General features: G+C 73.9%; 10 protein-coding genes and 1 pseudogene. 3 read left to right on the forward strand and 8 right to left on the reverse strand.

Annotation, left to right across the window (positions count from 1 at the left end):
- Nucleotides 1-62: 62 nt before the first annotated feature.
- From ACIOD1_RS01160 to ACIOD1_RS01170, 3 genes are all read right to left on the reverse strand, one after another.
- Nucleotides 63-3,425, reverse strand: coding sequence for an SAV_2336 N-terminal domain-related protein (locus tag ACIOD1_RS01160; protein WP_401899476.1), 3,363 nt, complete (start codon nt 3,423-3,425; stop codon nt 63-65).
- 6 nt (nt 3,426-3,431) lie between these two features.
- On the reverse strand, nt 3,432-4,448 hold the full coding sequence (locus ACIOD1_RS01165) for a MoxR family ATPase (RefSeq protein WP_365618498.1): 1,017 nt from the start codon (nt 4,446-4,448) through the stop codon (nt 3,432-3,434).
- Nucleotides 4,449-4,617: 169 nt separating this feature from the next.
- Nucleotides 4,618-6,696, reverse strand: coding sequence for a trypsin-like peptidase domain-containing protein (locus ACIOD1_RS01170; RefSeq protein WP_401899478.1), 2,079 nt, complete (start codon nt 6,694-6,696; stop codon nt 4,618-4,620).
- Nucleotides 6,697-6,832: 136 nt separating this feature from the next.
- Here ACIOD1_RS01170 and ACIOD1_RS01175 point away from each other — a divergent pair, with 136 nt between their 5' ends.
- Nucleotides 6,833-7,018 carry a DUF6104 family protein gene (locus ACIOD1_RS01175; protein WP_365618503.1) on the forward strand — a complete coding sequence of 62 codons (186 nt, stop codon included), beginning with the start codon at nt 6,833-6,835 and terminating at the stop codon, nt 7,016-7,018.
- 105 nt (nt 7,019-7,123) lie between these two features.
- On the opposite strand, the gene sodN is transcribed toward ACIOD1_RS01175, so the two are convergent.
- Nucleotides 7,124-7,519: a superoxide dismutase, Ni gene (gene sodN, locus ACIOD1_RS01180; RefSeq protein WP_267012273.1), complete on the reverse strand. Its 396-nt coding sequence runs from the start codon at nt 7,517-7,519 to the stop codon at nt 7,124-7,126.
- Between the two features lie 174 nt (nt 7,520-7,693).
- Here sodN and sodX point away from each other — a divergent pair, with 174 nt between their 5' ends.
- Entirely contained in the window at nt 7,694-8,137 is a 444-nt protein-coding gene (sodX, locus tag ACIOD1_RS01185; protein ID WP_365618506.1) for a nickel-type superoxide dismutase maturation protease, read from the forward strand.
- On the opposite strand, the gene ACIOD1_RS01190 is transcribed toward sodX, so the two are convergent.
- Nucleotides 8,020-8,670 carry a CGNR zinc finger domain-containing protein gene (locus tag ACIOD1_RS01190; RefSeq protein ID WP_365618509.1) on the reverse strand — a complete coding sequence of 217 codons (651 nt, stop codon included), beginning with the start codon at nt 8,668-8,670 and terminating at the stop codon, nt 8,020-8,022. The two genes, sodX and ACIOD1_RS01190, sit on opposite strands and share 118 nt — an antisense overlap.
- A 54-nt stretch (nt 8,671-8,724) precedes the next feature.
- Between ACIOD1_RS01190 and ACIOD1_RS01195 the strand changes: the two are divergent.
- Nucleotides 8,725-9,202: pseudogene (locus ACIOD1_RS01195) on the forward strand (SAM-dependent methyltransferase); the annotation flags it as partial.
- A 100-nt stretch (nt 9,203-9,302) separates the two neighbouring features.
- On the opposite strand, the gene ACIOD1_RS01200 reads toward ACIOD1_RS01195, so the two are convergent.
- The 3 genes from ACIOD1_RS01200 to ACIOD1_RS01210 are packed head-to-tail and all read right to left on the reverse strand — an operon-like array spanning nt 9,303 to nt 12,010.
- Nucleotides 9,303-10,070, reverse strand: coding sequence for an amino acid ABC transporter ATP-binding protein (locus tag ACIOD1_RS01200; protein WP_365618512.1), 768 nt, complete (start codon nt 10,068-10,070; stop codon nt 9,303-9,305).
- The gene (locus ACIOD1_RS01205) at nt 10,070-11,011 is read right to left on the reverse strand and encodes an amino acid ABC transporter permease (RefSeq protein WP_401899482.1); all 942 of its coding nucleotides are present in this window, start codon (nt 11,009-11,011) and stop codon (nt 10,070-10,072) included. Before ACIOD1_RS01205 ends, ACIOD1_RS01200 begins: the two co-directional genes overlap by 1 nt.
- A 39-nt stretch (nt 11,012-11,050) precedes the next feature.
- Nucleotides 11,051-12,010, reverse strand: coding sequence for an ABC transporter substrate-binding protein (locus ACIOD1_RS01210; RefSeq protein WP_365618515.1), 960 nt, complete (start codon nt 12,008-12,010; stop codon nt 11,051-11,053).
- Between the last annotated feature and the right edge of the window lie 305 nt (nt 12,011-12,315).

A 12,315-nucleotide genomic window follows, 5' to 3' on the forward strand; every position in this document is an offset into this window, starting at 1 on the left:
CGTGTGGTCGTCCCCAGCCCTTTCCCGTCGCCCGGTCGGGGGAAACGGCGCACGGAAGCGGTTCACGGGGCGCGCGGGGCCGACAGGCCGTCCTCCAGGGCGTGGATCCGGGCCTGGAGGGCCCGGACCCGTTCGGGCCCCGGGTCGTCGGCCCCCCGCTGCGGGGCGAGGCCCTGCCACAGTTCCAGCGCCGCCCGGTAGGCGTCCGCGGCGGCGCGGGGGCGCGCGAGCCGTTCCAGGACCTCGCCGCGCAGTTCCTGCACGCGGGCCGCGAGTTGGAGGGCGGTGGCGTCGGCCAGACGTTCGTCCCTCTCGGCTTCCAGGGCGGCCCGCCAGGCCCGCCGGTAGGAGTCGGCGGCCCGGTCCAGGCGGTCCACGGCGCGGGTGTGCGCGTGGATCTCCTGCTGGACGTCCCCGTGGTCGCGCCAGGCGCGGGCCCGCTCCAGGGCGCCGCGGCCCTGTCGGGCGGCCAGCTCCAGCAGGTACTCCGCCTCGCGGAGGTCGACCAGGTCCCCCTCGTAGCCGTGCCGCAGGCGCAGCCCGGAGGCCAGCCGCAGCAGCCGGTACGCCGCTCCGGGCGCGGACTGCGGGACCGCCGAGCGGCTGTCGCGCAGCACCCGTACGGCGGTGGAGGCGAAGGGCCGCCCGTCGGCCGCCCCGGCCCGCTCCAGGAGTACGTCGCCCCACTCGGGCAGCAACTCGGCGAAGGCGTCCCCGTCCCGGGGGATCAGCCGGCGGGCCCGGCCGTACGCCTCGGCCGCGTCCTCCAGGGCCACCGGGTCGGCGTCCCGCGCGTACCGGGCGCGGTGCACCCGGGCCAGCTCCAGCAGCCCGGCCAGCCGCGGTCCGGCCTCCGCCCCCGCCTCCTCCAGGGCCTGGGCGAGCTGCGCGGCGGCCTCCTCCAGCCGCCCGGGCAGGTACCTGAGGGCCCCGGCCAGCTCCACCCGCACCCGGGCCCGCCGGGACCGCTCGGCGGGGGTGGCGGGGCGCGCCGGCCCGGGGTCCGGGGGCGGGGCCGCGCCGCCGCTCCCCGCCGGGGTCGTCGCCGGCGCTCCCGGCTCCCGGCCGGATCCCGCCTCCGGGGCCGCGCCCGCCGGGTCCCGGGGCTCGGGGCGCAGGAGCCGGGCCAGCGCCGCCGAGAGGTGGGCGGCCGCCCCTTCGGCCAGGGCGGTGCGTTCGGCCGGGTCCCCCGTGCGCGGGAGCAGGGCGAGCAGCACCCGGCCCAGGGCCAGGCGCAGTTCGGGGTGGGCGGAGTCGCCCTCCGGGAGGGCCAGGGCCTCCAGGGCGGCCCGCGCCTCGCCCAGCGGCCCGGGGTCGTCCCGCAGCCCGCTCAGCACGACCAGGGTCCGGGCGCGCCGCACCGCGCAGTCCCGGCGCAGCTCCGGATCGGCGGCTTCGGCGCCCGCCACGGCGAACTCCCGGTCGGCCTCGGCCAGCAACGCCGGGTCGGGCGGGCCGGCCAGGGCCCGTTCGTGGAGCACCCGGGCCAGCGCGGCGCGGGCGGGCGGGGTGCGCGGGCCGGCCACCGTACGGCCGGCTTCGGCGAGCAGCTCGGGGTCCCGTTGGAGGGCCCACAGCCGCAGCAGGGTCCCGGCCAGCTCGGTCTCGGCCTCCTCCGGGGGATCCTCGGGCGCGGGCGGGGCGGCGACGGCACGCCGCAGCAGGGCGGCGGCCTCGTACAGGGCGCGGGCCTCCCCGTCGGCGAGGCGCTCCCGGGCGGCCCGCAGCCACCAGGCCCGGTCGGGGCCCTGCGGCGGCGGGTCGGCGGGTTCGTCGTCCTCGCCCGTGGCGGGGCCGGGCAGATAGCGGCGCACGACCTTGGCCGAGACCTCGGCGAAGGCCTGCGGGAGCCGCCCCGCGGGCACCGGGCCGGCCTCCTCGGCGGTGTCGGGGGCGGGGGCGCCGGTCAGCTGGGAGACGGCGAGCGCGGGGAAGTTGCGCACGCCCCGGCCGAAGTGCGCGCGGACGTACTCCGAGCAGTGCTTGAGCACCAGCGCGGCCTCGTCCCGCCCCAGCGGCCCCAGCAGCACGTCCTGGACTCCGGGTACGAACTCGTACCACTGGCCGGGGGCGTCCCCACTGCGCCGGAGCAGCCCGCCGAGCAGTACCTCCGCGAGGTCGGAGGGCTCCGAGTCGGGCAGCATCGTGCGCTGCACGAGCCGCATCACGGGCAGGGTCAGCGGGGCGGCCGACAGGTACACGGCGAGCTGTACGGCGCCGGGCGCGGCGGAGGAGCGGAAGCGGCGCACCAGTTCGCGCGGGGGCCGGGCGGCCCGGGGCGGCGGGAGGGCGGCGGCGGGGTGGTGCGCGTGGACGCGGCCCACCTCGGCCGGTACCGGTCCGGTGCCCAGGCCCGCGACGAGCCGGGCCCAGGCCCCGAGCGCGGTGGCGTTCGGCGGCAGCACGGGCACGGGGAGGCCGCCGGGGCGCTGTCCGGGCCGCGCGTCCCGGTCCGGGCGGAACCGCAGCCTGCCGGCGCCGCCCTCGGTGCGTTCCAGGGCCCCGCGCTCGGTCGGCAGCCAGCTGCGGTTCCACAGCCGTTGCGGCAGCGGCTGGACGACCACGCACGGGGCGCACTCGGCCCACCGGTACAGGAGCCGCTGCGCCTCGCCCTCCCGCCACAGCGGTCCGGCGCAGTCGGAGACCAGCATGGTCAGGGTCCGTCCGGCGGGATCGCGCAGTTGGTCGGCCGAGCCGCGCGCGGAGCCGGGCGCGGGGCCGCGTCCGACGGCGGCCGTCCCCTCCGGGAGCCGGTGCAGGTAGTGCACCTGGACGTCCCGGAAGGCGCCGAGCCGTTCGCACACGGCCCGCAGCTCCTCGAACATCTCCTGCCACACCGCCATGGACGGGGAGGCGTCCATGACCAGGCGTACGGTCGCCTCGCGCCGGCTCTCCGCCCGGAAGACGGGCATGACCAGGCCGAGGGCCCGGGCACTGGCGTCGGCGGTGGCGCTCTCGTCGAGCGCGGTCCGTACGGGCGGGCCGGGCGGCCGGTGGCGCTGGAGGGCGCGCAGGGCCCGCTGGATGTCGAGGATCCGGGGCAGCGCGGCGGCCCCGGGCACCCGTACGGGCACCCCGCCCTCGACCGGGACCTCGGTCCCCGCGTCGGTTCCGGGCTCCCCACCCGGTCGGGGCGCGTAGAGCCGGACGGGGTCGTCGACCTCCGCCCGCGCCGGGTCGGGGCCGGGCCGCGGCTCGGCGTCCCGCGACCCGTCCGGCCCGCCCCGTGGCGACCGCGCCCCATCCCCGTCGGCTCCCGGGGCGTCGGCGCCGGCCGACCGCGGGCCCTCGGCGGCGGCGGTGCGCGCGGCGGCGCGGGTGTGGCCGGCCAGCCAGAGGGCGTCGGCGAGTTCCTCGGAGGAGGGGTCGAGCCCGGCGGCCCTGAGCAGACCGGCCAGGTCGCGGATCGCCGGGTCAGCGGGCACGGGCGCTCACCTCGGTCGGTCGAGGCGTTGGATGAGCAGGTCCGCGAGGTCCTCCCGGGTGGGTGGGGAGGCGTAGTGCGTGAGGTAGATGGCGTTGAGCAGTTGGTCGGCGGCGACCAGCTCGGAGCGGGAGCGGCTGAGGAACTCGCGGATCAGGTCGGCCCCGAGCCGGGCGGCCTCCTCCCCCAGGTGGGCGGTGACCATGGTGGCGAGCCGCTTCTCGCCGGGCTGTCCCAGCTTGAGTTGGACGCACCGGCGCAACAGGGCGGCGGGGAAGTCCCGTTCGCCGTTGCTGGTCAGGATGATGAAGGGGAAGGCCCGGCAGCGCACCCGGCCGTCGCGGACGGCGACCTTCGCCCCGTCGTCGGTGAGCACCTGCACCTCGGGCTCGGAGTCGGCGACCCGCTCCAGCTCGGGCAGGGTGAACTCGCCCTCCTCCAGCACGTTGAGGAGGTCGTTCGGCAGGTCGATGTCGCTCTTGTCCAGCTCGTCGACGAGGAGCACCCGGGGCCGCGCCGTGGGCAGCAGCGCCGTCCCCAGCGGGCCGAGCCGGATGTACTTGCCGATCCCGGGCGGGGTGCCCCCCGCCACCTGGCCGCCCTGGGCGGAGAGCTGTACGTCCTGGAGCCGGGCGAGGGCGTCGTAGCGGTAGAGGCCCTCCTGGAGCACGGTGCGCGAGACCACCGGCCAGCGCAGCACCCGGCCGAGCTTCAGCTCGTGGGCCACCGCGTGGGCCAACGTGGACTTGCCCGTTCCCGGGTAGCCGGTGACCAGCAGCGGCCTGCGCAGGTACAGGGCGGCGTTGATGGCCTCCAGTTCCTCCGGTTCGGGCCGGTGGAGTTCGGCGGCCTGCCGGTGGGCGCCGAGCCGGCGCGCCACGTTCCCGTCGGGGACGGCCGCCGCGCCCGCGGGCTCCACGACGGGGCCGCCGTCGAAGTCCCGCCAGGGGGGCGGGTCGGGGAGTGCCCCGATGCCGTCGTGGGGCTCGCCCACGCCCCGGTAGATGAGCCATTCCTCGTTCACGGCCGTTCCCTCCCAAGAAGCCCGCACCACGTGCCCCGCCCGCTTCCCCCGGAGCGCCCACCGCCCCCGGAGCGCCCTTGTCCCCCGGAGCGCTCCCGTCCACCGGAACGCCCGCATCCACCGGGGCGGGTGACCGCCCCGAAGTCCCCGCGCCGCCCGCCCGGCCCGCTCACAGGTCCCCCTGGAGCGGCTCGTCCTCGGGCAGCGGTCGTCCCGGGTCGTCCCACACCAGGGCGGTCCCGACCGCCCAGTAGGCGTCGGGGTCGCCCCCGTGCGTCCGCGCCCGCAAAGCCTGGAGGCGCACCGGCAGCACGGCGCCCCGGCCCGCCTCGGCCAGTTCCTCCCGCAGACCCCGGTGGAACGGCGCGCAGGACTCCCCCGGGTCGCCGGGGGGCGTGCGGCAGAACGCCACCCCGTAGCCGGCGCCCCGTGCGAAGTGCAGGGCTCCCAGGGTCGGTTCGCGGTCGGGCGCCCGGCACAGCACGGGCACGGTGTGGTCGGCCAGTGCCTCCAGCCACTCGGGCGAGGGGCTGCGCGGCCGGCCCCCGGCGCAATCGGCCCGCTGGTCCAGCGGCGGCCCGAACCGCACCCGCTCCCACCGCCGGGCGGCCACCGGGCCCGTGTCCCCGTACGGATGACGGAACACCACCGGCCGCTGCACCCCGACGGGGACCCCGCCCGAGACCGTCCAGCCGTCCACCGCCAGCCCGAACAGCTCCGGCTCCACGGCGACTTCGAGCAGCGCGGCCGCCTCGTGGGTGTCGCACCGGCGAAACCCCTCCGCGAGGGCGGCCCGCAGGGGCTCCGGCAGCCTCGGCAGGTGGTCCAGGCTGTCCGCGACCCCGGCGCCCACCGGGTCGACCCACTCGGGCCGGGCCGGTCCGGCCAGGGTCGAGACCCGCCAGTCGTAGCCGGGCTCCCAGCCGTGCCGCCACACCTGGAGCAGCACCGAGGGCCCCGTCGGCAGTCCTCCGGCGCGCCGGGCCGGGCCGTGGGCCCCCTGCCCCGCCAGGGCGCGGCGGCGCCGCTCGCGTTCGACCAGGCCCCGGTCGCGGCGCTCGGCCAGCTCCCGCCGCAGCGGGCGGCCGAGCCGGACCGCGGTGCCCCGGATCCAGTCCCAGAGTTCCTCGTCGGCGCCCGGTGAGGGCGGCTCGCGGTGCTGGGCCACGCTCACGCCGGTGGCGTAGCGGAGCATGGCCGCGGATTCCCCGTCGGCGCCCGGCGGATCGTGCAGCAGCCCCAGGCCGTCGCGCCAGGCGAGGGGGGCGGGCGTGGTGGCGGCGGAATCCTCGCCGCGGGCCTGTTCGACGAGGGCGCGGACGGCCTCGGAGGAGCCGGGCGCGGGCAGTTCGGCGAGCAGCCCGCACAGGATGGTCCGCTCGGTCGGGTCGAGGCGTTCGCGCGCCCCGTACCGGTCCCCGTGGAGGTCGGCGAGTTCGCCGTGCACGTCGGTCCAGGTGCGGCGGCTGTCGTAGTCGCTCAGGTGCCGGTCGTAGTGGTAGAGGTCGTGGGCCTGCATGACCCGCCGGTAGAGGCCGGTCTGACCGGTCGCCGTCATCGGCAGGGTCCGCAGTTGGGCGACGGACACGGCGACCCCGCCGCCGGTCCCGTGCCGGCGGGCCTTGACCACGCCGATGACCTCTCCGCGTACGAGGTCCACCACGGGGCCGCCGGACATGCCGGCCTCGATCTCGTCCTCGTCGCCGAGGCGGATCGCGGCGCCGCCCGCCGCGGTGCCGCGCAACCGGGTGGTGCGGCCGGTGATCTCGGACAGGCCCAGTTCCTCGGTGCAGCCGAAGTAGGCGGCCTCCTCCAGCCGGGGTCCGGCCCGGTCGGTGAGCCACACGCAGGCGTGCGAGATCGGCGAGAGCACCCGCACCAGCGCCAGGTCGGGCAGGTCCCACAGGGCGCGTCGGCCGGGTCGCTGCTCGTCGAGGCGCTCGGGCAGCACGCACTCCACGCGCCCGGTGGCCGTCCCGCTGGAGCCGTCGGCCCCGGCCTGGAAGGTGATGCCCACCAAACGTCCCGCCAGGCGCACCGCAGGACCTCCTTCGCCGACCACGTGCGCGCACGTGAGGACCCAGCCGGGGGCGACGAAGAAGCCGCTGCCCCAGGTGGGTCCGGACAGATTGCCGCCGGGGCTCTCATACCCCTCGGAAGGCGCGTGGACGCGTACGGTGGCCGCCCGGACGAGGGGTTCCAGGAGCTCGAAGGCGCGCCCGGAGCCTTCCGCGCGCCCGTCACGCATCCGCCGTCCCCCGTCCCCCGATGGCCCCGTCAGGCGTTCCAGGCTAGTCGCGGGGCCGGGAGGGTGGGAGGTGTCTCCGGGACCCGGATTATCCTGGCGGGAAACACCCCCACCACGACACGGCACGGAGCCCGACTTGTACTTCACCGATCGCGGCATCGAGGAGCTGGAGAAGCGGCGCGGCCAGGAAGAGGTCACCTTCGAGTGGCTCGCCGAGCAGCTGCGCACCTTCGTCGACCTCAACCCCGACTTCGAGGTCCCGGTGGAACGCCTGGCGACCTGGCTGGCCCGCCTCGACGACGAGGACGAGGACGAGGAGTAGGCCGCACGTCCGCGGGGGCGCGCGCCCCGGCGGCCGACGGCACGACGGAGGGGCCCGACCGCGAACGGTCGGGCCCCTCCGTCGTCACCACGGGCAAGGCCTGGATCAGGCGGCCTTGGTCTCCCAGAAGATCCGGTCGATCTCGGCGATGAGCTCCAGCGCCTTGGCGCCGGTGGCCGGGTCGTTGGACGCCTTGGCGGCCGAGAGGGCCTTCAGGGTGTCGTTGACCAGGGTGTGGAGCTGGGGGTACTTCTCGAAGTGCGGGGGCTTGAAGTAGTCGCTCCAGAGCACCGACACGTGGTGCTTCGCGAGCTCGGCGCGCTGCTCCTTGATGGTGATGGCGCGCGCGCGGAAGTCCGCGTCGTCGTTGGCCTGGTACTTCTCCTGGACGGCCTTGACCGACTCGGCCTCGATACGGGCCTGGGCGGGGTCGTACACGCCGCAGGGCAGGTCGCAGTGGGCGGAGACCTTCACCTTGGGGGCGAAGAAGCGGGAAAGCATTGGAGTGGGTCCTCCTCGTGATCGTCTTCTCAAGAGGGGAGATTACTCGCTGACGGGGCGGAATTCGCGGGCGGCCCCGTGGGCTTAGGACAAAAGTCCAGCCCGCACCGGGGCGCGGTGAGCGAACGTACGGGACTCTGCGGCAGCATGCGGGGTGGAACGAGGAGGCCGGACATGGTGAAGAAGGCGGCGCGGGTGACGGTGCGGGACGGACGCCCCAAGAGACTCTGGGGGCTCGCCGAGGTGGACGGTCCGTCGATGGTGCCGACCCTGGAGAACGGGGACCGGCTCGTGGTCCGTCACGGGGCGTTGGTCCGACCGGGGCACGTGGTGGTGCTGCTCCACCCCCTCCAGCAGGACCTCCTCGTGGTGAAACGGGCGGTCGAGCGGCGGCCGGGCGGCTGGTGGGTGCTCGGCGACAACCCGTTCAACGAGAGCGGCGACAGCACCGACTTCGGGGCGGTGCCCGAGGAGCTCGTACTGGCGACGGTCGTGCTGCGCTACCGGCCGCGCCCGGCGGATCGGGCCTCGCTGAGGGCGCGGCTGTCCTGGGCCTTGTCGGCGGTGCGGCCGGTGCTCGCGGACGTCTCGGCCTCCAGTCGCTTGCGGGCGCGGTAGGCGGCGACGTTGGCGCGCGTGGCGCACCGGTCGGAGCAGTAGCGCCGGGAGCGGTTGGTGGAGGTGTCGAGGTAGGCGTTGCGGCAGGGCGGGGCCTGGCACAGGCCCAGGCGGTCGGGGCCGTGCTCGGTGAGGTGGAAGGCCAGTCCCATGGACGCGATGGCGGCGTAGCCGGCGGAGGCGTTCGAGGGGTGGTCGGCGAGGTGGATGTGCCAGTCGGGGCGGCCGTCGGGGCCGACGAGCTGGTGGCCGGAGACCTGTGGGCTGACCGGGAACTCCATGAGCAGGGAGTTGAGCAGGTCCACGGCGAGGACGTGGTCCCCGCCGTCGGCCGCCTCGAAGACGGTGCGCAGCCGACCGCGCACGTTGCGGAAGCGGGTCACGTCGGTGTCGGTGACCCTGCGCGCCATCTGCACGCTCGCCCCGAAGAGGGCGCGGACGTCGTTCACCGAGGTCAGCGAGTCCTTGCCGCGGGCCGGCTCCTCGGTGTTGACCAGGCGCACCGCGTAGTCCGAGTAATGGGCCAATTCCACTTGTAGTCCTTACGGCTGCGGATGGGGGTCGGCGGTGTCCACGTAACGGCCGAGATGTCTTCGAGGGTATTACGTAGGGAGGGTTCCGGGACGACTCACGCGGTGACCGGCCCGATCGGGGCGGACTGGCGAGCCTGGCAGGACAGCCGGGACCGCCAACAGGAGTGGTACATGCCCGACGGCGAGGAACGCTTCCGGGTGATGTCGGACATGGTCGAGGCCCTGGTGGGCCCCGCTCCCCGGGTGCTGGACCTGGCGTGCGGTACGGGAAGTATCACGGACCGGCTCCTCGAACGGTTCCCGCGGGCCGCTCCCGAGCGAGGACCTGGCCGCGCTGTACGGGCGGCTCGCGCCCCTGGTGCGGTCCGGCGGGCTCTTCATGAACGCCGACCACATGCCGGATCCGAGCACCCCGCGCATCGACGCCGCCGAGCACGCCCACCGGCACGCCGGCATGGAGCGGGCGCGCGCGGGCTCCGGGGTCCCGGACTGGCGCGCATGGTGGGCGGTCCACGGGGAGCACGCCGACGGCAGCGCGCTGGTCCTAGGGCTGAAGGCGCAACTTCCGCCCGGAACGCGGGAGGGGCGGTACGGAACCATCCGTACCGCCCCTCCCCCGTCGCGCGGCGGGGTTACAGCACCTTGGACAGGAACGCCTTCGTCCGGTCGTGCTGCGGGTTGCCGAGGACCTCGCGCGGGTGGCCGGACTCGACCACGACGCCGCCGTCCATGAAGACGAGGTTGTCGCCGACCTCGCGGGCGAAGCCCATCTCGTGGGTCACCACGATCATGGTCATGCCCGACTCGGCCAGGTCCCGCATGACGTCGAGGACGTCGCCGACCAGCTCGGGGTCGAGCGCGGAAGTGGGCTCGTCGAAGAGCATCAGCTTCGGCTCCATGGCCAGCGCGCGGGCGATGGCCACGCGCTGCTGCTGGCCGCCGGAGAGCTGGGTGGGATAGTTCCCGCCCTTGTCGCCGAGACCGACCCGGTCCAGGAGCTTGGCCGCGCGCTCGCGGGCCACCGCCTTGGACTCGCCCTTGACCATGACCGGGGCTTCCATGACGTTCTCTATGGCCGTCATGTGCGGGAAGAGGTTGAAGCGCTGGAAGACCATGCCGATGTCCCGGCGCTGGGCCGCGACCTCGCTGTCCTTCAGCTCGTAGAGCTTGTCGCCCTTCTCGCGGTAGCCGACGAGCTTCCCGTCGACGTACAGCCGTCCGGCGTTGACCTGCTCCAGGTGGTTGATGCACCGCAGGAAGGTCGACTTGCCCGAGCCGGACGGGCCGACCAGGCAGAAGACCTCACGCGGGGCGACTTCCAGGTCGATGCCCTTGAGGATGTGGGCCGCGCCGTAGGACTTGTGGACGCCTTCGGCCTTCACCATGGCAGTCGAAGTCATCAGGCCACCGCCTTGCGGTTCGAGAAGCTGGACAGTTTCGCCTTGATCTTCTGCATCGGCGTGAGCGGCAGGGAACGCAGCGCACCGCGGGCGTAGCGGCGCTCCAGGTAGTACTGGCCGACGCTGAACACACTGGTCAGGGCGAGGTACCAGATCGACGCGACGAAGAACATCTCCATGACCGCGAACGAGGTGGAGGCGATGTCCTGGGCCGCGCGCAACAGGTCGAAGTACTGCACGGCGACGACGAGCGACGAGGTCTTGAGCATGTTGATGAACTCGTTGCCCGACGGGGGCACGATGACCCGCATGGCCTGGGGCAGCACGATCCGACGCATGGTCTGGGTACGGGTCATGCCGAGCGCGTGCGAGGCCTCGGTCTGGCCCTCGTCGACCGACTGGATGCCGGCCCGGACGATCTCGGCCATGTACGCGCCCTCGTTGAGGCCGAGCCCCAACAGCGCCGCCAGGAACGGCGTCATGACCTGGGTCATCTCGTCCTTGTAGAACCCGAGGTTCAGGATCGGGAAGATCAGGGCGAGGTTGAACCAGATGAGGAGCTGCACGTACACCGGGGTGCCGCGGAAGAGCCAGATGTAGAACCAGGCGATGGTGCTGGTCACCGGGTTCTTCGAGAGCCGCATGACGGCGAAGAGAACACCGAGCACCAGACCGAGGGCCATCGAGGCGACGCTGATCCAGATGGTGTTGCCGACGCCGCGGATGATGGTCGGGTCGAACAGCTTCTCCGGCACGGTCGCCCAGCGAACGTTGCCCTGCGAGAAGGCGATCGCGAGCGCCACGACCAGGCCGATGACGACCACGGCGCTGATCCAGCGGCCGTAATGACGGACCGGAATGGCCTTGATCGCCTCGGGGGGGACGGCCCCGGCCGGCGGGGTGTCCGCCGGGCCCGGGACCTTGTCGAGCTTGTCAGTCACAGTGACTGCCCTTCAGTGTGCTGCGGTGGTGCGCGGAGATCAGGAGCCTGCGTTGATCTTGGCCTCGGTCACGGCGCCGGAGCCCGCGTTCCACTTGTCCAGGGCGGCCTTGTACGAGCCGTCCTTGATGGCCGCGTCGAGGGCTTCCTTGAGCGCGTCGCGCAGCTGGGCGTTCTTCTTGTCCACCGCGATGCCGAAGAGGCCGGCGTCGGTCGGGTTGGCGACGGCCTCGAAGTCGTTGCCGCCACCGGCGGTCTGCGCGATGTACGCGGCGACCGGGGAGTCGTTCAGGTCGGCGACGGCGCCGCCGGCCTTCACTCGGGTCTGGGCCTCGGCGTCGGTCGGGAAGGCCTCGACGGCGACTTCGCCCTTGCCGTCCTTCTTGCACTTCTCGGACTGGTCCTTGGCGGACTGCTCATAGGTCGTGCCGCGCTGGACGGCGACCTTCTTGCCACACAGGTCGTCGAGGGTCTTGATGCCCTCCGGGTTGCCCTTCTTGACCAGGATGCCGGTCGACGCGGAGAAGTAGTCGACGAAGTCGACACCCGCGCCGGTCTTGGCGCCCTTGTCGTCCAGGCCCTCCTGGCGGGCCTTGGTGTCGGTGAGCGAGGACATGACCAGGTCGCTGCGACCCGTCTGCATGCTGCCGATCAGGGTGTCGAAGGTGCCGGACTCGAACTTGAACTGCACGCCGAGCTGCTTGCCCAGGGCCTCGGCGATGCCGGGGTCCACACCGACGATCTTGCCGCTCTGGGTGAACTCCATCGGGGCGTAGGTCGCGTCCGTGCCGACCTTGATGACGCCCGCGTCCTGGATCTTCTTCGGGAGCTTCGAGAACAGCGGGGCGCTGTTGTCGGTCTTCGCCGAGGGGGTCGAGGAGCCGGAGTCGGTCTGGTCGCCACAACCGGTGAGGATCAAGGCTCCGGTGACCGCGATCGCGCCGACCGCGGCGATCCGGGACCGGGCGGCGGTCGTACGGCGGGTGGTGCTAGCGGTCATGAGCTGGTTCCTCCGACAGGCAGACGGAAAGCATCCGAAAACGGTCGTGCACGCACCATCGAGTGTCGCGACCTTGTGTGATTACGGCATCTTGCCATTCGGACTGACGCATTCAGGCTGCCCATCAGGTCAAAATCAGATAACGGGCGCCCCCGACTACCCAACAGGACTACGGGCAAGGGCCTTCAAGGCCGCACAAATCGCCGTGACCAGCCCTTTTTCGCTCACTATTTGCGGTGCGTCTCATCTATCGGACAGCGAGGTTTGGACTTTTAGCCAAAAACGGGACAAGCGACCTACAGTTG

This window comes from Streptomyces sp. NPDC088097 (assembly GCF_044741845.1).
Lineage (GTDB): Bacteria > Actinomycetota > Actinomycetes > Streptomycetales > Streptomycetaceae > Streptomyces.